The following is an 18,078-nucleotide window of genomic DNA, read 5'->3' on the forward strand; positions in this document are numbered from 1 at the left end:
TCACCGCCGACCCCGCGGACGTCGCGGCGGCCCGACTGCTCGCAAAAGCGCCTGGGTGCGGACTCGACGTGCGGGCGAAGTGACGGAGGGTGAGGAGGTGCTGGCCGCCGAACCGCTCGTCGGAACGGCCCGCCCCGCCCCCCGGTCTGCGATGTCCTGGAGTACTCCCGCGCGGATGTCACGGATTGTGGCATGACAACGTCACGGAGCGTTGACGCCGGGTTGTGTCCTATGCGTGACTCGTCACGGCCTGGAGTCGGCTGCCCGCTCCGGTACCTTGTGTGAAATGCGAGTGGTTGTGAGCACGCAGAGCACGGGAGTTGCCTTCGGGGCGGCCCCGGAAATGTCAGCGTCTGCCACTGTTCGCCGTGCGATCAGGCCGTCCGCCACCGCCTGTTCGAGTGGCCGGGGTGAGCGTCGCACAGTATGCCGCACGAGTACTCCTTCGCGCTGGAATATGCCCGAAGCGCTTGTTGGCGTGACTGTACGTCAACCATGCTGTCCCACAAGGGACTCACGTTCCGTGACCCCTGTCCCGGCCGTTGTTCTGGCCATGCAGAGAATGGCTACGATCGTGGCCCTCGTGAGGCGCGAGTCCAAGTGTCCGCCGGTTCGGATGGTGTGAGCGGTGCAGGTGCTTCAAGTGCAACTGGAGATCCGGCCCGACCCCGCCGAGGTGGGGCGGGCCCGGCGGTGGACCCGCTCGCGCCTGGCCGGGGCGGGGATGGGAACCGACGAGTCGCTTTCCGAGACGCTGATCCTTCTCGTCTCGGAGCTTGTCACCAACGCCGTCGTGCACACCGGCCGTCCGGCCGTACTGAGGCTGTCCCTGACGGACGCGGCGGCCGGGGAGGTCACCGTCCGCCTGGAGGTGGCCGACCGGAGCGGCAGGGCGCCGGTGCCGCGCTGCGTGGGCGGTGAGGCGACCGGCGGACGCGGGCTCGCCCTCGTCGACGGCCTGGCGGATCGCTGGGGGTGGAGTGCCAACGGCGCGGGCAAGCGCATCTGGTGCGAACTGGACCGCGGCGCGGCCGCGCACGAGCCCGCCCCGGCCTGCGGTGGGTTCGCGTACGAGGCGGTGTAGGTCGCGAGGGAGCCGGCGGGTGGCCGCGCAACCGTGTCGGCGTGCCGGTGCACGGATGCACGGAGGGACGGTCCTGTGGGTCGGGACGTGAGCCGGTGCGCCGGGTGTGCTTCCGTGCGCGGCGACGAATAACCGGACATATGACGCGGACTCACCTGTATCGCTCTGAACCGGTATTGACGCGCCGTGACCGCTTGATCACTCTGTTCGTCAGCGATTCGCTGCGAGGGGACGGCGAGGGCTTCGACGACGGGAGCCCTCGGCGAGTGTGGGTCGTGACTCCGGCGCCGGTTCCCCTTGTGGCCGAGGGGAACCGGGAGGGAGTGCCGGAGTCGGAAGGCGGTGCGGTGCCGCCGCGCTCGGGACCGAGCGGCACCGCGCTGCCGTCGCGACGGCGATCACCCTCGCCGCTGTCGTTGCCGTACGCCGCGACCGAATCGGAGTCCTGGAGTCCTGCAAGGCGACGGCCGAGTTATCCACAGGCTGTGGATAACTTTTCGGCTCGGCACACTCCCCCGCCTCCGTTCCAGAACGTCCTCCGGTAGGTGGACGGCGTCACCACCGGCGCCGCCCGGAAGTGCCGCCGCAGCGACTGGGCGGTACCGAAACCGGCGACACCGGCCACCTGGTCCCTCGGCGGGTCCGTGGGCTTCAGCAGATGCCGGGGCCGCCCCACCCGCTGCCGGGGGAGCCACTGCCCCCACCGGGTCCTCGCCTCCCACCGGATCGGCGCTGCCCTCGTCGCCTTCCTCGGCGGCGTCGCACGCGACGTCTCCGGCTCCTGCGACGTGGTTCCGGTACGCCTCCGGCGCCCTGTGTGCGGCAGTGGGTGGGGCGGGCCCTTGATCATCCGCCGTCGACCGCCGACCGGTGTGGCGGCCGCATAGTCGGGTTGTTGAACTGATGAGATGTCAATTGGCCGCGTGAGTAGGCAAGTTGATGAACGGTGGCGGTCTCATCGGGGGAGCCGGGAGATTCCCGGTGCCCCGCGGCGGGTCACCGCCTTGGCGATCTTCTCCGCGTCGATGGCCAGCTCGCGGAGGTTGCCGCTGATGGGGTTGGTGAAGCCGGTGAAGTACAGGCCGGGAGCGTGGGGCGGGGTGCCGGCGCCGCGGGTGACCGGTCTGCCCCGGTCGTCGAGGGCGCCGAGGTGGCCGACGAGACCCTCCAGGGCGTGGACGTACCCGGTGGCCGCGATCACCGCGTCGGGGCCGGCGCGGGTCCCGTCGGCGAGGGCGACCTTGCCGTCCTCGAACCCCGACACGGCGGCCACGATCTCCACCGTGCCCTGCCGTACGGCGTCGACCAGGCCGATGTCCTGTACGGGGATGGCGCCCTCCAGCACCCTGCTGTAGAGACCGCTGTCGGGGCGCGGCAGGCCCTGGGCCGAGAGGTCGGGAAGCGCCACCTTGGCCTGCGCCCGGGACAGCCGGTCCACGAGCCCGACCGGCAGCCGGCGTACCAGGACGGCCGAGTGCTGGGCGGGCCAGCCCGCGGTCGAGCGGCGCACGAGGTGCGGCACGGTACGGACCGACAGCCGCACCCGGGAGGCGCCGCCCTCCACCAGGTCGACGGCGATCTCCGCACCCGTGTTACCGATCCCCGCGACGAGGACGTCCCGGCCGGCGAAGGGCTTCGCGTTGCGGTACTCGGACGCGTGCAGGAACTCGCCGGTGTAGGCGTCCCGGCCGGGCCAGTCGGGCAGGCGGGGCGTGTGGTTGAAGCCGGTGGCGACCACGACCGCGGCGCCGGTCAGTTCACGGCCCCCGGTGGCGCGCAGCAGCCAGCCCGTGCCGTTGGCGGTGCGCTCGACACGGGAGACCTCGACACCGGTGACGATCTCGAGGCGGTGGTGTTCGGCGTACTTCTCCAGGTACCGGACCATGTCGTCGCGGGCCACCCACCGCCCGAACCGGCGCGGTATCGGCAGACCGGGCAGTGCGGACAGGCGCCGCGTGGTGTGCAGGCGCAGCCGGTCGTAGTGGCACCGCCAGGACGCTCCCACGTGCTCGGACCGTTCCAGGACGACGGCCCGCACTCCCCGGGCGCGCAGCGAGTACGCGACGGCGAGTCCGCCGGGACCACCGCCGATGACGTAGACGGGACGGTCTTCCCGGTGCGGTGCGGTGGCGTTCGGGGGCGTGGTGGAGTCGGCCATGAGCGCGAGCGTAATCACGCACCAGGTTGATGGGTATCGGTCAAGACCGGAATTGGTTGCGGATTGATCACGTATGTGGGTATCGGGGGTGGGACCGGTGACGAGGAATTCCCGTGTTCCGGCCGACTGCGCAGATGTGAGTGACCCGTATGGCTCACACGCATGCGCACCCGGGCTCCCCGCAGTCCCTCCCCGCACTCCACGGCCACGGCCTGCACCTGCGCCCCTGGGACCCGACGTCCCGGTCCGACGCCGAGGTGTGGCTGCGCGGCACCACGGACCCGGAGTTCAAGCGCTGGAACACCCCGCTTCGCCCGGTCACGGATGTCGCGGCCGCCCGAGAGGTACTGCGCAGGTGGGCGCAGTGGGCCGAGGACGGCATGGCCGTGTCCTTCCGGATCGCCGGCGCGGACAGAGGTACGCCACTGGGGCACATCGACGTCAACGACATCCGGCCGGTGCAGCGGTCGGGCCTCGTCGGGTACTGGGTGCTGCCCGAGGCCCGACGCCGGGGTGTCGCCACCCGGGCGCTGCTGCTCACCGCGCGGTGGGCGCTCACCGAACTCGGCCCGCACCGGCTCGAACTGGACCATGCCGTCGCACGCGAGGTGTCCTGCCGGATCGCCGAACGGTGCGGGTTCCTTCCCGAGGGGACCCTGCGAGAGGCGATGTTCGCGGAGGGCAGCCACGACGCCTTCCGCGACTCCCACCTGCACGCCCGCCTCGCCACGGACCCGGAGCCGGCCCCACCGCGGACCTCACGGCCAGAGTAGTTCCCGCGTCCAGCCTCCCCGGGGCGAGCGGCGGTAGCGCAGCCGGGTGTGGCGGCGGAGGGTGTCGCCCTGGAAGAACTCCACCTCGTCCGGGCGCAGGCGGTACAGGGTCCAGGACGGTGCCGGGGTGTCCGGCTCCCGCCGGGCCCGCTCCCAGGCGGCCTCCGAGGCACGGGCCAGGTCCTCGGGCGAGCCGAGGACCTCGCTCTGGCGACCGGTGAGCGCGGCGGCCAGCGCCCCGGTCGAACGGGCGTGCAGATCGGCCTGCGCCTCCTCGGCCGGAGCGGTGCCGACGGGCCCGCGGACCCGGACCTGGCGGCCCAGCAGCGGCCAGTAGAAGACCAGCGCGGCATACGGGCGGGCGGCGAGGTGACCGCCCTTGCGGCTGTGGGCGTGGGTCGCGAAGGACCAGCCGTCCGCGTCCGCGCCGTGCAGCACCACGATCCGTACGTCGGGCAGCCCCTCGGCGTCAGCCGTGGCCAGGGACATGGTGTGCGGCTCGGGCTGACCGGCCGCCACCGCCTCGGCGAACCACCGCGTGAACAGCGGAAGCGGCTCGGCTGGTGCGGCGGCCTGGTCCAGTGCCGGCAGGTCGGTGACCTCCGGGTCCCACACCCGCAGTGACTTCAGCAGCTCATGAAGATCGGTTTCCATGCCACGAGTCTCCCTGTTCGCCGGGTCCTCACCGGGTCGCCCTCACACGGAGCCGAGGTCGGACGACACCCAGTGCTCGGGACGCATGCGCAGGACGACCTGCTCGCCGTGGTCCTTCCACGCGGCGGAGACATAGCCCTCGACCTTGTCGGCCGGGAGGTAGCGGGCGGAGATCTCCCGGAGCTGTTCGACGGTGGCGGGGGTGGTCCCGACGACCGGCCCCTCGACCGAGACGTACCGGATCGTGGGTTCGACACGGTCGACCATGAGGGAGAACCGGCCCGCCGCGCCGATCAGCCGGTTCTTGCGGGATTCGAGTCCGGTCATGACCCATACCTCCCCGCCGGGTGCGTACTGGTACCAGATCGGCACGGTGAGCGGTGCGCGTCCGGCACCCGCGTCGACCGCCAACGCGGCGACATGGGGCTCGGCCAGGAACTGTTCGCGCTCTTCGCGGGTCAGGGCCATTTCGGGTTCCTCCTGGGTGCATCGGATGAGTGGTGGGCCGACGGGTGTCGCGCCTCCGGGGATCGTCGCGCCTCCGCCCCGATGCGCCGAACTGCCAGGTGGGGCGCCGGGGTGACCGCCGAGGTGCCGTGACATGCGACAGGCGGTGGTTCACCGGAGTGAACCACCGCCTGCCTGACAGGATGCGAAGTGCGGAATGGGGGAACGGGGAAGTGTCGCTGGCATCCGCTTACCTCGTCGGCTTCTTGCCGGTGACGCCCAGGTATACCAACAGGGACAAGTGGGGCTTGAGTTCGGCCTGCTTCACGCCCCAGGAGGTGAAACCCTTCTGGTGCGAGGCGACCGCCGCGAGCATGGTGACCAGGGAGCCGGCCACCGCGGCCGGGTTCACGTCCTTGTCGACCCGGCCCTTGGTCTGCAACTCGGCGACGGAGTCCGTGAGGGAGGTGTGCACCGAGTTGAGGATCTTCATGCGGATCTTGTAAAAGCGCTTGTCGCCCTCGGCGGCACCGAGGTCGACGACTCGCAGGATCGCGTCGTTCTTCCGCCAGAAATCCAGGAAACCGTCGACGAGTTCCTGCGCCGTCTGCCAGCCCGCCTTGCCGACCCAGGAACGGCCTTCCAGTAGCTCGCCCAACCCTGCTCCATCGGCGGCCATTTGCTCCGCGATCTCGAGAACGGCGCCTTCGACATCCGGAAAATACTGGTAAAAGGTCGCGGGCGAAGTCCCCGCCCTGCGGGCTACATCGATGACTTTGACATCCCGGTAGGGGGAGGAGCTGAGCATCTCGCTGAGGCAGTCGAGCAGCTTCTGCCGGGTCGCCTGCCCTCGCCGGCCGGCCACGCGGCCGTCGACGGTACGCACTTGTCCTGTCATGAAGTCAGCTTACCGAGGGGTGATCGGAGCGCGATTCGGCCGACTGCAAATGGGGTGTGCGGGCTCTCGGCGCCTGATGTGCCTGGTCTGCGCGGTGCGTGCGGCACGGCTAGTTTGGTGGTATGGCCGAAAACAGGGCATCGGGGTACCCGGAGGGCACCCCGTGCTGGGTGGATGCGCAGCTTCCTGACGTGGAGGCGGGCAAGCGGTTCTACGGGGAACTTTTCGAGTGGACGTTCGAAGACCAGCCCGAGCAGCCCGAGTGGCCCGCACCGGCCTCGCGGCCCGTACCGTCCGCGCCCTCGGGGACGCCGGGGCCGTCGGGGTCGGCGCAGGCTTCCCCGCCCCTGGGAACCGTGCGGGCGCTGCTCGACGGTGAGCCGGTGGCGTCCCTCGCGCACAAGACGGACGGCCGGCTCCCCACCGTGTGGACGGTGTCCTTCGCGACCCCGGACGTCGGCGCGCTGTGCCGGCGGATCGTCGCGGCCGGCGGACAGCTCGTCTCGGCGCCGCGTCAGGTCGGCGACCTCGGCGTCACCGCGCTCGTCACCGACCCCGAGGGCGCCGTCTTCGCCCTGTGGCAACCCGGCGACCGCCCCGGCTTCGGGCGCCGGCACGAGCGGGGGAGCTTCGCCTGGGTCGAGCTCTACACCCGGGACACCGAGGCGGCCAACGCCTTCTACGGCGGCCTCTTCCACGACGCCCTGTTCGGGGAGGGCGTGGAGCCCGACTTCGGCCGCGCCCCGGTCTCCGATGTCTTCCCGGCCGAGATGCCGCCCCACTTCCTCGTCCACTTCGCCGTCGAGGACCCCGCGGCCACCATGGCGGAGGTGACCAGGCTGGGCGGCCGCGTCCAGGCCCCGCCCTTCGACACCTCTTACGGGACGGTGGCCGTGGTCGCCAACAACCAGGGCGCCTCCTTCGCCCTCCTGGCGCGCTGACCGCGCCCGGCCGGTCCGGTGCCCGTCCGTCCCGGCCGGTTCTTGACTGCCCGTCCGTCCCGATTGTTTTGCATATAGGACCAGACACCCCCTATGTCGCCGGGTTCGCAACCAACGCCCCGGACAGGAACAATCGGGGGGCGTGCCGCCACGGGGCTGCGGTGGTGAGACGCTGCACTTCGGTCGCGTACAGGTGGTGGCGCGACTCGTACGGGGAGGTGGCAGGCAAGTGGTGGATCAGCTGACGCAGCACGATCCGCGGCGTATCGGGCCGTTCGAGGTGCTGGGACGGCTGGGAGCCGGCGGGATGGGGCTGGTCTATCTCGCGCGCTCGGCGTCCGGGCGGCGCGTGGCGATCAAGACCGTCCGGACCGAGCTGGCCGAGGACCAGCTGTTCCGCGTCCGCTTCACACGCGAGGTGGAGGCGGCCCGCGCGGTCTCCGGGTTCTATACCGCGGCCGTGGTGGACGCCGATCCGCGCGCCGCCGTGCCGTGGCTGGCCACCGCGTACGTTCCCGCGCCCTCCCTCGAGGAGATAGTGAACGAGTGCGGGCCGATGCCGGCCCAGGCGGTGCGCTGGCTGGCGGCCGGTGTGGCGGAGGCGCTGCACTCGATCCACGGCGCCGGACTCGTCCACCGCGACCTCAAGCCGTCCAACGTCCTCGTCGTCGAGGACGGCCCCCGGGTGATCGACTTCGGTATCGCCTCCGGCGTGTCGAACACCCGTTTGACGATGACGAACGTCGCCGTCGGCACCCCCGCCTACATGTCCCCCGAGCAGGCCAAGGACTCCCGCAGCGTCACCGGCGCCAGCGACGTGTTCTCGCTCGGTTCCACCCTGGTCTTCGCGGCCACCGGACACGCCCCGTTCCACGGCGCGAACCCGGTCGAGACGGTCTTCATGCTGCTGCGCGAGGGCCCGGACCTGGACGGCCTCCCGGACGAACTGCGTCCGCTGATCGAATCCTGCATGCAGATGGAGGCCCCGGCCCGGCCCAGCCCCGCCGACCTCCAGTCCCAGCTCGCTCCGCACCTGTTCGGCTCCGGCTCCGACGACAGCGGTACGGCCTCCGCGTGGCTGCCCGAGCGGGCGGTCAGCCTGATCGAGGGACGCCGGGGCGGCCGCCCGCCGTCCCGTCCCGCCTCCGGCGGGGGCCGCAGCGTCGGCGCCGCCCGTCCCCCGGTGCCGCCCCCGCCCTCGCACGATCCCGTGGTCCCGCCGCCGCCCCCGCCCGTGCCGCCGGCGCCCCCGACACGGGCCCGGTCCGGCTGGCCGGCGCGGCGGTGCCCATCGGCCCCGGTCCGCGCGTCGCCGACGTCCGCGCCGCCGCCGTCAAGGCGCCCCCGCCGGAGGCCGCCCTCGCCGCCTCCTGGTCCAAGCCCCGCCCCGGCGTCAACGGCGCCGACCCCGCCGTCCTCGCGACCGCGGCGCCCCCCGTGCCGCCGGAGCAGCCGAGCGGCTGGCGGCCGTGGCGTTTCCGGATGTCCAACGACGTCTGGGGCACCCCGGCCGTCGCCGGCGACCTCGTCTACGTCACCTCCTTCGAGGTGCACGCCCTGGACGTGGCCACCGGCCGCCGCCGGTTCAAGACCCGGGACGTCGCCTGGTCGATGACGGTCGCCGACGGCCGTATCCACGCCTCCGACGGCCCCACCCTGTTCGCCCTGGACGCCCGCGAGGGCGGCGATCTGTGGCGGCTGCCCACGGACGCCTGGGTGTACTCCCTCCAGGCCGACCGCGGCACCGTCGTCACCGGCACCCGAGGCGGCGGCGTCCAGGCGTGGGAGGCGTCCACCGGCCAGAAGCTGTGGGAGATCACCGGCTGCCAGACCGACTTCGAGACCCCGGAGGCCGGCCCCGCCGTCCACGACGGCACGGTCTACGTCTGGCAGGACGCCCGCCTGCGCGCCCTGGACGCCCGCACGGGCGACGAGCGCTGGGCGTACCCCATCGGCGACGCGGCCTCCTGCGGCGGCGTCCCGGTCCGCCTCACCCACGCCTCCGACGGGTACGTGTACCTCTCCGCGGGCACCCGCGTCCTCGCCCTGGACATCGCCGGCGGGCACGTCCGCTGGCACTTCGAGGCGCCCGCGGTCTTCCTCTCGCAGCCCACCTTCGTCTCCGGCCCGGCCGTCACCGGCGGAGGGATCTATCTCGCCGACTACCTCGGCACGGTCTATGCCCTCGACGCCGCCGACGGCCGCGACCGCTGGCGCATCGCCACCGAGGCCCGCGCCTCGATCGAACCGGTCCTGGTCGCCGCGGGCCACGTCCACGTCGGCAGCGGCAAGGGCCTCTACACGCTGGACGCCGTCACCGGCACGCCCAAGTGGCGCTTCCAGGCCGGCGGCGACATCGTGGGCGCTCCCGCGGTCGCCGAGGGCCGCATCCACTTCGGCTCCACGGACCATCTGCTCTACACCCTGAAGGCCGACGACGGCCGCCTGAGATGGAAACTGGCGACCGGCGGTGAGATCACCGGCTCCCCGGTCGTCCGGGACGGCGTCGTCTACGCCTGCAGCAAGGACCGCTGCGTCTACGCCCTGGACGCGGAGAAGGGCACGGGGACAGCGCGTACGACGTGACGGCGGCCCCCGCCGCGGGGCCCGGTCGCCCCGGCGGGTACGCGACGGTCGCCCGACAGTGACGTGCTCGTGACAGAGGGTTGGCTAGTCTGCGGGCATGCGGTCACGGGGGAACACTCTCAAGCTCACAGCGGTGGCGGCGCTGGTCGTCCTCACTCTCACCGGCTTCTCGGCCGGACGCGGTCACGGCCGCGGCGGTGACGGCGGTGGCGGGTGCAGCAGTTCGTCGCAGAACCACGACTCGTCGCCGAAGTCCGGCGGAGGAAGCCACCGCGACCACGACGACGATGACGATTACTACGGCAACGACGGCAACTACGACGATGCGGGCGGCAGCGACACCGGCGGGGGCGCGTCCTCGTCCCTCCAGGACGCGACCGTGGAACTGCTGAGCTGCGCCTCGAAGAAGGCCCCGTACGCGACCGTCCGCGTCACCAACCCCAATACCGTCGACGGCGTCTTCACCGTCACCGTCGCCTTCGAGGACAGGGCCGGGCGCACGGTCGCCTCCCCGGCGCAGCGGGTCGCCGTGACCGCCGACGGTACGGCGACCACGCGGGTGAAGGTCGGCGGCGACCGCACACGCGCCGCCCGGGTCTCCGCCTGCGACCCCGACCTGTACGCCCCGGCCACCCGCTGACCCGCTCGCCTCCGGCCCCGCGCGGGCCCTCCCGTGCAGGCCCTGGGCGAGGACGGCGGAGGAACCGTGCGGACACGGCTGGGCCGCGACGGCTCCCCCTCCGCGCCGTCGCGGCCCAGCTGTCTCCCCGTGCGGTGCGGCCTACCGGGTCGGCTTGAAGGGCTCCGACGTGGCGTGGATGTCCTTGGTCTCCAGGGGCTCGTCGGTGGCGTGGATGTCGCCCTGGGTGCTCGCGCCGCCGTCCTCGGTCTTCGGGTCCTCGCTCTTCGGGTGGAGCGGCTCCGAGGTGGCGTGGATGTCCTGCGGCTTGACGACCTGCTCGTCGCTCATGATTCTTCGGTCTCCCCTGTGTGGTGTTCGTCGTCATGGGGCCCGCCCGGGCATTCCCCCGAGGACGACCGGACGGGCCCTTCGGCCGCTCGACCCCGGCGGGCCGGTACCGCGGCCTCTCGTGACGACCCGCCTGCCCCCGATGCGACGGATCGACTGACTCCACGATGGCGTCCGGCGATAAACGAATGATGAACGCCGGTGTCAGGAAGCCATGTCCGAGCCTCGGAGCAGGAGCTGCGCCACGGCCGTCCCGGCCACCACGATCGCCGCCCGGAACGGCCACCGGCTCCGGTCCGCCGACGGCACCGCCGTACCCGCGACCGCGACGATCCCGCCCGCCACCCCCAGCGTCCACCCCGACCTCCCCACCGCCCCGGGCGGCCCCGCGACGGCCACCACCAGGGCCGCCGACATCACGCACGGAGCCAGCCACCGGCAGACCGGCCGGCCCAGCCGCTGCGGCAGTCCGCGCACCCCGGTCGCCAGGTCGTCCTCGATGTCCGGGAGCACGTTCACCAGGTGTGCCCCCACACCCAGCAGCGCCCCCGCCGTCACCGCCCACCACGCGGGCCGGGACGGCGACGGCAGACCGAGGGTCACGAAGGCCGGCAGCGAGCCGAAGCCCACGGCGTAGGGCAGCGGCGAGAGCACCGTGTGCTTCCACCGCAGGTTGTATGCCCAGCCCGCGGCCACGCCCGTGAGGTGCGCCGCGCCCGCCGCGGCCCCGCTCAGCAACGACAGCGGTACGCACCACGCCAGGGCCGTGCCGGCCGCGGCAGCCGCCGCCCGCGGCGGGAGTGTGCCGGCGGCGACCGGCTTGTCGCCCCGCCCGCAGTCCATGTCACGCCGCGCGTCGACGGCGTCGTTGCACCAGCCCACCGAGAGCTGACCGGCCAGCACCGCCGCACCCACCGCCGCCGAGCCCGCGGGCCCGCGGCCCGCCGCCACGGCCAGCACGGTCACGAACACCGTCACGGCGACCGCCGGCTCCGGATGACAGGAACGCAGCAACACCGGGACCCGGCGCGTCGAGCGCCGGAGGGCCCCGGACGGGTGGAGAGACACGTACGCAAGGTAATCAGGCGGTCGGCGCGTGGGAGGCATGACCGACATGCGTGTCCCCCTGATCGTCGACCATGCCCCCTCCCCGACCTCCCCGACCTCCGCCCCGCGCCGGACGACCGCTCCGGCCATGCCGGCCGCGACGTCCGCGATCGCCGCCGTCCACACCGCGCTGGCACCGCACCGATACGCCCAGGCCGACCTCACCGAGCCGATCGGCGACCTGTGCCTGCCCCCGGGCGCGGACCGCGCCGTACTGCACCGCCTGCACGCGTCCGCAGGCGTACGCACCCGTCACCTCGCCCTGCCGATCGAGCGGTACGCCGGTCTGAGGGACTTCGGGCAGCGCAACGACGCCTGGTTGGCGGTCGGCCTCGAACTGGGCGAGGAAGCCCTCACCGGCGCGCTGAAGGAGGCGGGGCTCGCACCGGCCGACGTCGACCTGCTGGTGTGCGCCTCCATCACCGGCGTCGCCGCCCCGTCGCTCGACGCCCGGCTGGCCGGGCGCATGGGGCTGCGGCCCGACGTCAAGCGACTGCCGGTCTTCGGCCTGGGCTGTGTGGCGGGCGCCGCCGGCCTCGCGAGGGTGCACGACCACCTGCGCGGGCACCCCGACGACATCGCGGTGCTGCTCACCGTCGAACTGTGCTCCCTCACGCTCCAGCACCGTGACGACCGCCGTGCCAACCTGGTCGCCGGCGCCCTGTTCGGCGACGGCGCGGCAGCACTCGTCGCACGCGGCGCGGACAGTGGCGGTGGGCGGGGGAGTGACGGCGGGACGCACAACGGTGGACCGGGCGCAGCCGGCCCCGCCCCCGCGGTGATCGCCACGCGCAGCCACCTCTACCCGGACACCGGACAACTCCTCGGGTGGGACATCGGAGCCGGCGGCTTCCACGTCGTGATCGATGCCGGTGTGCCCGGCATCGTCCGCGACCACTTCGGGCGGCACGTGCGCGCCTTCCTCGCGGAACACGGCCTCACCACCGACGACATCGGCACCTGGGTGTGCCACCCGGGAGGCCCCAAGGTCCTCTCCGCCGTCACCGACACCCTCGGCCTGCCCGGCGACGCCCTGGAGTCCGCGTGGCGCTCCCTCGCGACGGCGGGAAACATGTCCTCGGTCTCCGTACTGCACATCCTGCAGAGCACCCTGGAAGCCCGCCGCCCCGAACCCGGGACGTGGGGCCTGCTCCTGGCGATGGGCCCGGGCTTCTGCTCCGAACTCGTCCTGCTGCGCTGGTGAGCGCCCCCATGCAGTGGTGGTACGCACTCCTCGTCCTCGCCGTCGCCGCCGAGCGCGTCGCCGAACTCGTCGTCGCCCGGCGCAACGCGGCCCGGACCCTCGCCCGCGCCGGTGTGGAGCACGGCCGCGGCCACTACCCCGTCATGGTCGCCCTGCACACGGGCCTGCTCGCGTGCTGCCTGCTCGAACCCCTGCTCGTCGCCGACCGGCCGTTCCTTCCCACTCTCGGCCTGCCCATGCTGGCGCTCACCGCACTGGCCCAGGCCCTGCGCTGGTGGTGCGTGGCCACCCTCGGCCCGTACTGGAACACCCGCGTCATCGTCGTCCCCGGGGCACGCCTGGTCAGGGCGGGCCCCTACCGTCTCCTCCGCCACCCCAACTACGTCGCGGTCGTCGTGGAGATCGCCGCGCTGCCCCTGGTGCACTGCGCATGGCTGACCGCGACGGCGTTCACCCTCGCCAACGCGATGCTGCTCACGGTCCGGATCCGCTGCGAGAACACGGCCCTCACCCAGGCGGTCCCCGCGTGAACGGCACCCGCGACCTCCTGATCGTCGGAGGCGGCCCCGCCGGCCTCGCCACCGCCCTGCACGCCGCGCGCGCCGGCCTCGACGCCGTCATCGCCGAGCCCCGCTGGGCCCCGGTCGACAAGGCGTGCGGCGAGGGCCTGATGCCCGGCGCCGTCCGCGCCCTCACCGCCCTCGGCCTGGACGTCCCCGGCCACCCCCTCACCGGCATCCGCTACGTCCAGGGCCCCCACCGGGTCCAGGCCGCCTTCCGGCGCGGCCTCGGCCTCGGCGCCCGCCGCACCGGCCTGCACAGCGTCCTCCACCGGGCCGTCCTGGACGCGGGAGTGCCCGTACTGCCCCTGAGGGTGGAGGAAGTGCGGCAGGACACCACGGGCGTGACCGTCCCCGGCACCGGCCTGCGCGCCCGCTGGCTGATCGCCGCCGACGGCCTGCACTCACCCGTCCGCCGCTCCCTCGAGCTGGACGTGCGGACCGGGGAGACCCCCCGCTACGGCCTGCGCCGCCACTACGCGGTGCCCCCCTGGTCCCCCTACGTCGAAGTCCACTGGGGACCCCACGCGGAGGCCTACGTCACCCCGCTCGGCCCCACCCTCGTCGGCGTCGCCCTCCTGACCACCCGGCGAGCCCCCTTCACCACCCACCTGAGGACCTTCCCCGAACTCGCGGCCCGTCTCCCCGCGCAAGCGGCCGTCACCGCGGTGCGCGGCGCCGGCCCACTGCGCCAACGAGCCCGCGCCCGTGTCCACGGCCGGGTCCTCCTGGTCGGCGACGCCGCCGGCGACATCGACGCGTTGACCGGTGAGGGCATCACCCACGCCCTCACCGGCGCCGAGGCCCTGGTCGCCAACGTACGCCGGGGCACCCCGAGCCACTACGAAACCGACTGGAGAAGAGCCACCCGCCGCCACCGCCTCCTGACCGACCTGCTGGTCAGAGCCCGCCTGCACCCCACCCTCGCCCACCGCATCACCCCCACGGCCACCCGCCTGCCCCACCTCTTCGCCGCAGCGGTGAACGCCCTGGCGTGAGCCCGGCCGCCGGAGCGGCCGGTGTCACACCGTCCGCGGGTGTCATCCGCCACGGCTGCGGGCGCACTGCAGGGCGAACAGGATGGTGGCCGCCTCCGTCGGCCTGGTGGGGTGCAGGCCGGTCAGCTCGGTGAACCGGCTCAGCCGGTTGAGCACCGTGTTGCGGTGGCAGTACAGCTCGCGGGTGACCGCCGCGACCGACCCGGACTCGCAGTAGGCGACCACGGTGTCCAGCAGGCGTCCGCGCTCGTGCGGGGACAGCCGATCCAGACCGGACAGCACCGAGTCGGCCAGCATCCCCGCGATCGGGCCCAGCCGTGCCGCGGCCACGGACATCCACGCGTCGACCAGGGTCACCGGGCCGTCCGCCGTCCCGCCGTCCATCGTCATGGCGATCGCCTCGGTCACCCGCACCGTGTCGGGGACGCGGGCCAGTCCGCGCGCCACCGGGCCGACCGCGCAGGCCACGCCGTCCAGCCAGGCGGGCGGGGGCGCGTCCGCTCCCTGCGGCAGCCTGGCCACGAGCACCAGCATGCCGTGCTGCTGCTGCAGGTGGAGGGAGTGACCTGCCAGCCGTGCGATGACGGCCCGGCGCAGCTCCTGCTGTGACTCCGGCGGTGCCACCGCCACGGCGAAGTCCGACTGCGTGTTCACCTGGAGGAGGGTGGCCGCCTGGGCGACGAGTTGCTGGTCGCGGCCGTCCGAGGACAGCAGCCTGCCCATGAGCGCGGTCCGCTCACGCTCCTGTTCGCGGGCCAGCACGGCGACCTGGTCCAGGTAGGCGGCGTGCACGTGCACGGTGTGGAACTCCACTGCCTCCCACACCCGTACCGCCCCGCGCGTCAGCTGCGGCAGATCCTCCGGGCGGGTGCGTTCCAGGAAGGCGGTCCACAGCACGCGGAAGTCCATGCGCACCGCCTGCAGGAGCCGCTCCAGCGGCACGCCCTGGTGGGCGCGGCGGCGGCCCAGCCGCTCCGGGACCCCGCGCAGGTCCTCGGGCACCGGCAGGTCGCCGATCAGGCGCAGGAGCAGTTCGAAGCAGGACCGGGCGGTGTCGCGCAGCTCCTCGGGCGGGACCACGGCCTCGTAGTCGTCGAGCGCGGAGACCTCCGGGACGTAGCGCCCGACCAGGTCGTCCAGGTCGTCCAGGCAGTCGCGCACCAGCGTGCGCAGCTCGGGGAGGACCGACGCGCCGCCGTCGCCGCCGGGCCGGGCGGCGGGGGTGCGGACAGGATCATCGACGTCCGGCGCATTGTGCATGTGCCCATTATCGCTGCTCCAGCACGGAGCGTTTCAGCATTGTTCACACCCTTCTCGCAGGGCATTGTGCTGTGCATGCCCCACCCACGTGGCCAACGGGCCACGTCTGATCTCGAGGGGAACGTCCATGCATCTGACTCCACGCGAGCAGGAACGGCTGACGCTGTTCTCGGCCGCCGAACTCGCCCGGCGGCGGCTGGCCCGCGGCGGCCGGCTCGGTGCGACGGAGGCCGTCGCCCTGGTGTGCGACGAGATCCTGGAGATGGCCTGGGACGGGGTGCCGCTGGAGATCGTGATCGAGCAGGCCCGGGATATCGTCCCGCGCGAGCACCTGCTGCCGGGAGTCGCCGGGGCCGTGCCCGGTATCCAGGTGGAGGCACTCTTCCCCCACGGCTCCACGCTGGTCCACGTCGCCGAGCCCTTCGGACCGGCCGGGCCGGCCGACCCCGGCGCCGTACTGGCCGCCGAGGGCGAGACGGAGCTGGCCCCCGGCCGGCCGCGCAAGGAACTGGAGATCACCAACCGGGGCGCCCGCGCGGTGTGGCTCTCCTCCCACTTCCCCCTGGAGGAGGCGAACACCGCCCTGGAGTTCGACCGTGAGGCCGCCCGCGGCCACCGGCTGGACGTCCCGGCCGGCGCCTCCGAGCGGTTCGAGCCCGCCGCGACCCGCACGGTCACCGTCGTGGCACGAGGAGGAGACCGATGAGCCGGATGTCCCGGCGTGCGTACGCGTCCGTGTACGGCCCGACCACCGGCGACCGGATCCGGCTGGCCGACACCGACCTGTGGGTACGGGTCGACGCCGACGACACCGAGCCCGGCGAGGAAATGCTCGGCGGCTGCGGCAAGACCACCCGCGACGGCCTGCTCGTGACCGGCCGCGCCCCGCGGGACAGCGCGCTGGACATGGTGCTCCTCGGCGTGGTCGTCCTGGACCCGCTGCTCGGCGTCCGCAAGACCAACATCGGCATCAAGGACGGCCGGATCGTCGGCGTCGGACGGGCCGGCAACCCGGAGAACAACGACGGCGTCGAACTCGTCGTCGACTCCCACACCGCGATGATCAACGGTCAGGGACTCCTCGCCACGGCCGGGATCGTGGACTCCCACGTCCACCTCTCCAGCCCCGAGGTGGTGCCCGCCGCGCTCTCCGCCGGCGTCACCACCATGGTCGGCATGGGGATCGGCGGCGTGTGGGACGTCGGCGCCAACCCCGCCCACAACCTGCACAGCCTCATCGAGGGCTGGCGCGACGCCCCGGTCAACGTGGCGTTCCTCGCCCGCGGTTCCTCCTCCTCGCAGGAGCTGCTGGAGCGTGCGGTCCTCGCCGGCTCCGGCGGCTTCAAGATCCACGAGGACTGGGGGGCCACGCCCCGCATCGTCGACACCTGCCTGGGCGTCGCGGAGGAGGCCGACCTGCCGGTCGCCCTGCACACCGACACCCTCAACGAGTCCGGCTACCTGGCGGACACCCTTTCGGCCACCCGCGGACGCACCGTGCACGCCTACCACGTCGAGGGCGGCGGCGGCCACCCCGACCTGCTGGAGATCGTCTCCCAGCCGCACGTGCTGACCTCCTCCACCACCCCGACGCTGCCGCTCACCCCGGCCACCGTCGCCGAACTGCTGCCCATGACGATGACCGTCCACGGCGGACACCACGGGGTGGAGAGCGACGTGTCCATCGCGGCGAGCCGGGTGCGCGAGCACGCCATCGCCGCCGAGAACGCCCTGCACGACCTCGGCGCGATCAGCATCGTCAACTCCGACTCCATGGGCATGGGCCGCATCGCCGAGACCGCGCGCCGCACCTGGCAACTCGCCCACGTCCAGGCCCACCTGGCCGGGCAGACCGGTCCGGACGTCGCCAACAACGAACGGGTGCTGCGCTACCTGGCCAAGATCACGCTGAACCCCGCGATCGCCCACGGCATGGCCTCGGACGTCGGTTCACTGCGGCCCGGCAGCATCGCCGACGTCGTGCTGTGGCGCCCCGCCACCTTCGGCGCGCAGCCGGAACTGGTGCTCAAGTCCGGCTTCGTCGCCTGGGGGCTGACGGGCTCGGGCTCCGGCTCGACCCGGCTCACCCAGCCGCGCGTGATGAAGCCGTACTTCGGTGGCCTGGGCGGAGCCCCGCGCCGGCTGTCCACGGTCTTCGTCTCCCGGGCCTGCCTGGACGACCGCGCCGCCGCCGACGCCCTCCCCACGGGGGTGCGCTACACCGCCCTGCGCGACAGCCGTGGCCTGACCCGCGGCGACATGGTCGGCAACACCGCCGTACCGACGGTGCAGGTACCCCTCACACCCGACGCGGTCCTCGTCGACGGCCGCCCGATCGACATCCACCACGCCGCCGACCTGCCACTGACCCGCCTGCAGAACCTGGCCTGAACCGGCCCCGACCGACCCGATCCGGCCCCGCCCCGTCCCGAGCCGGA

General features: G+C 73.1%; 16 protein-coding genes and 2 pseudogenes. 10 read left to right on the forward strand and 8 right to left on the reverse strand.

Annotated features, from left to right (window positions below; genetic code table 11):
* The first annotated feature begins 643 nt into the window (after positions 1–643).
* Complete coding sequence (locus tag WJ438_RS23060) at positions 644–1,084, forward strand: ATP-binding protein (protein WP_406729779.1); 441 nt, start codon at positions 644–646, stop codon at positions 1,082–1,084.
* A 472-nt stretch (positions 1,085–1,556) separates the two neighbouring features.
* Here WJ438_RS23060 and WJ438_RS23065 read toward each other — a convergent pair.
* Both WJ438_RS23065 and WJ438_RS23070 read right to left on the reverse strand, forming a co-directional pair.
* Positions 1,557–1,787, reverse strand: a pseudogene (locus tag WJ438_RS23065) (helix-turn-helix domain-containing protein); the annotation flags it as partial.
* Positions 1,788–2,039: 252 nt separating this feature from the next.
* Entirely contained in the window at positions 2,040–3,242 is a 1,203-nt protein-coding gene (locus tag WJ438_RS23070) for a flavin-containing monooxygenase (protein ID WP_406726921.1), read from the reverse strand.
* 149 nt (positions 3,243–3,391) lie between these two features.
* On the opposite strand from WJ438_RS23070, the gene WJ438_RS23075 reads away from it, so the two are divergent.
* On the forward strand, positions 3,392–4,015 hold the full coding sequence (locus tag WJ438_RS23075; RefSeq protein WP_406726922.1) for a GNAT family N-acetyltransferase: 624 nt from the start codon (positions 3,392–3,394) through the stop codon (positions 4,013–4,015).
* Here WJ438_RS23075 and WJ438_RS23080 read toward each other — a convergent pair.
* The 3 genes from WJ438_RS23080 to WJ438_RS23090 form a co-directional block, all read right to left on the reverse strand.
* Positions 4,001–4,669 carry a pyridoxal 5'-phosphate synthase gene (locus tag WJ438_RS23080; protein ID WP_406726923.1) on the reverse strand — a complete coding sequence of 223 codons (669 nt, stop codon included), beginning with the start codon at positions 4,667–4,669 and terminating at the stop codon, positions 4,001–4,003. The genes WJ438_RS23075 and WJ438_RS23080 overlap by 15 nt on opposite strands.
* A gap of 42 nt (positions 4,670–4,711) precedes the next feature.
* Positions 4,712–5,137: a pyridoxamine 5'-phosphate oxidase family protein gene (locus WJ438_RS23085; protein ID WP_406726924.1), complete on the reverse strand. Its 426-nt coding sequence runs from the start codon at positions 5,135–5,137 to the stop codon at positions 4,712–4,714.
* Positions 5,138–5,366: 229 nt separating this feature from the next.
* Entirely contained in the window at positions 5,367–6,002 is a 636-nt protein-coding gene (locus tag WJ438_RS23090; protein ID WP_406729780.1) for a TetR family transcriptional regulator, read from the reverse strand.
* Positions 6,003–6,136: 134 nt separating this feature from the next.
* Between WJ438_RS23090 and WJ438_RS23095 the strand changes: the two genes are divergently transcribed.
* The 3 genes and pseudogenes from WJ438_RS23095 (at position 6,137) to WJ438_RS23105 (ending at position 10,181) form a co-directional block, all read left to right on the forward strand.
* Complete coding sequence (locus WJ438_RS23095) at positions 6,137–6,955, forward strand: VOC family protein (RefSeq protein WP_406726925.1); 819 nt, start codon at positions 6,137–6,139, stop codon at positions 6,953–6,955.
* A gap of 229 nt (positions 6,956–7,184) precedes the next feature.
* Positions 7,185–9,541, forward strand: a pseudogene (locus WJ438_RS23100) (PQQ-binding-like beta-propeller repeat protein).
* Positions 9,542–9,638: 97 nt separating this feature from the next.
* Positions 9,639–10,181 (forward strand): hypothetical protein, encoded by a 543-nt coding sequence (locus tag WJ438_RS23105; RefSeq protein WP_406726926.1) that lies wholly within the window; start codon positions 9,639–9,641, stop codon positions 10,179–10,181.
* A 141-nt stretch (positions 10,182–10,322) separates the two neighbouring features.
* Here WJ438_RS23105 and WJ438_RS23110 read toward each other — a convergent pair whose 3' ends face one another.
* Positions 10,323–10,511: a hypothetical protein gene (locus tag WJ438_RS23110; protein ID WP_406726927.1), complete on the reverse strand. Its 189-nt coding sequence runs from the start codon at positions 10,509–10,511 to the stop codon at positions 10,323–10,325.
* Positions 10,512–10,715: 204 nt separating this feature from the next.
* On the reverse strand, positions 10,716–11,489 hold the full coding sequence (locus WJ438_RS23115) for a UbiA family prenyltransferase (protein ID WP_406726928.1): 774 nt from the start codon (positions 11,487–11,489) through the stop codon (positions 10,716–10,718).
* 217 nt (positions 11,490–11,706) lie between these two features.
* Here WJ438_RS23115 and WJ438_RS23120 point away from each other — a divergent pair, with 217 nt between their 5' ends.
* The 3 genes from WJ438_RS23120 to WJ438_RS23130 are packed head-to-tail and all read left to right on the forward strand — an operon-like array spanning position 11,707 to position 14,380.
* Positions 11,707–12,822, forward strand: coding sequence for a type III polyketide synthase (locus WJ438_RS23120; protein ID WP_406729781.1), 1,116 nt, complete (start codon positions 11,707–11,709; stop codon positions 12,820–12,822).
* A gap of 8 nt (positions 12,823–12,830) precedes the next feature.
* Positions 12,831–13,352 (forward strand): isoprenylcysteine carboxyl methyltransferase family protein, encoded by a 522-nt coding sequence (locus tag WJ438_RS23125; protein WP_406729782.1) that lies wholly within the window; start codon positions 12,831–12,833, stop codon positions 13,350–13,352.
* On the forward strand, positions 13,349–14,380 hold the full coding sequence (locus WJ438_RS23130; RefSeq protein ID WP_406726929.1) for an NAD(P)/FAD-dependent oxidoreductase: 1,032 nt from the start codon (positions 13,349–13,351) through the stop codon (positions 14,378–14,380). Before WJ438_RS23125 ends, WJ438_RS23130 begins: the two co-directional genes overlap by 4 nt.
* A 42-nt stretch (positions 14,381–14,422) precedes the next feature.
* Here WJ438_RS23130 and WJ438_RS23135 read toward each other — a convergent pair whose 3' ends face one another.
* Positions 14,423–15,640 carry a PucR family transcriptional regulator gene (locus tag WJ438_RS23135; protein WP_406726930.1) on the reverse strand — a complete coding sequence of 406 codons (1,218 nt, stop codon included), beginning with the start codon at positions 15,638–15,640 and terminating at the stop codon, positions 14,423–14,425.
* 127 nt (positions 15,641–15,767) lie between these two features.
* Here WJ438_RS23135 and WJ438_RS23140 point away from each other — a divergent pair, with 127 nt between their 5' ends.
* Together WJ438_RS23140 and WJ438_RS23145 are read left to right on the forward strand one after the other, a co-directional pair.
* Positions 15,768–16,346, forward strand: a complete 579-nt coding sequence (locus WJ438_RS23140; RefSeq protein WP_406726931.1) for an urease subunit gamma — start codon at positions 15,768–15,770, stop codon at positions 16,344–16,346.
* Positions 16,343–18,031 (forward strand): urease subunit alpha, encoded by a 1,689-nt coding sequence (locus WJ438_RS23145; protein WP_406726932.1) that lies wholly within the window; start codon positions 16,343–16,345, stop codon positions 18,029–18,031. The genes WJ438_RS23140 and WJ438_RS23145 overlap by 4 nt, the downstream gene beginning before the upstream one ends.
* Positions 18,032–18,078: the final 47 nt, after the last annotated feature.

It is taken from the genome of Streptomyces sp. GD-15H (assembly GCF_045291515.1).
Taxonomy (GTDB): Bacteria; Actinomycetota; Actinomycetes; order Streptomycetales; family Streptomycetaceae; genus Streptomyces.

What these genes read in the sequence shown, in the direction of transcription:
- WJ438_RS23070 (WP_406726921.1), bottom strand. Translation starts at nt 3,242, where the DNA reads ATGGCCGACTCCACCACGCCCCCGAACGCCACCGCACCGCACCGGGAA.
- WJ438_RS23075 (WP_406726922.1), top strand. Translation starts at nt 3,392, where the DNA reads ATGGCTCACACGCATGCGCACCCGGGCTCCCCGCAGTCCCTCCCCGCA.
- WJ438_RS23080 (WP_406726923.1), bottom strand. Translation starts at nt 4,669, where the DNA reads ATGGAAACCGATCTTCATGAGCTGCTGAAGTCACTGCGGGTGTGGGAC.
- WJ438_RS23085 (WP_406726924.1), bottom strand. Translation starts at nt 5,137, where the DNA reads ATGGCCCTGACCCGCGAAGAGCGCGAACAGTTCCTGGCCGAGCCCCAT.
- WJ438_RS23095 (WP_406726925.1), top strand. Translation starts at nt 6,137, where the DNA reads ATGGCCGAAAACAGGGCATCGGGGTACCCGGAGGGCACCCCGTGCTGG.
- WJ438_RS23105 (WP_406726926.1), top strand. Translation starts at nt 9,639, where the DNA reads ATGCGGTCACGGGGGAACACTCTCAAGCTCACAGCGGTGGCGGCGCTG.
- WJ438_RS23110 (WP_406726927.1), bottom strand. Translation starts at nt 10,511, where the DNA reads ATGAGCGACGAGCAGGTCGTCAAGCCGCAGGACATCCACGCCACCTCG.
- WJ438_RS23120 (WP_406729781.1), top strand. Translation starts at nt 11,707, where the DNA reads ATGCCGGCCGCGACGTCCGCGATCGCCGCCGTCCACACCGCGCTGGCA.
- WJ438_RS23125 (WP_406729782.1), top strand. Translation starts at nt 12,831, where the DNA reads ATGCAGTGGTGGTACGCACTCCTCGTCCTCGCCGTCGCCGCCGAGCGC.
- WJ438_RS23135 (WP_406726930.1), bottom strand. Translation starts at nt 15,640, where the DNA reads ATGCACAATGCGCCGGACGTCGATGATCCTGTCCGCACCCCCGCCGCC.
- WJ438_RS23140 (WP_406726931.1), top strand. Translation starts at nt 15,768, where the DNA reads ATGCATCTGACTCCACGCGAGCAGGAACGGCTGACGCTGTTCTCGGCC.
- WJ438_RS23145 (WP_406726932.1), top strand. Translation starts at nt 16,343, where the DNA reads ATGAGCCGGATGTCCCGGCGTGCGTACGCGTCCGTGTACGGCCCGACC.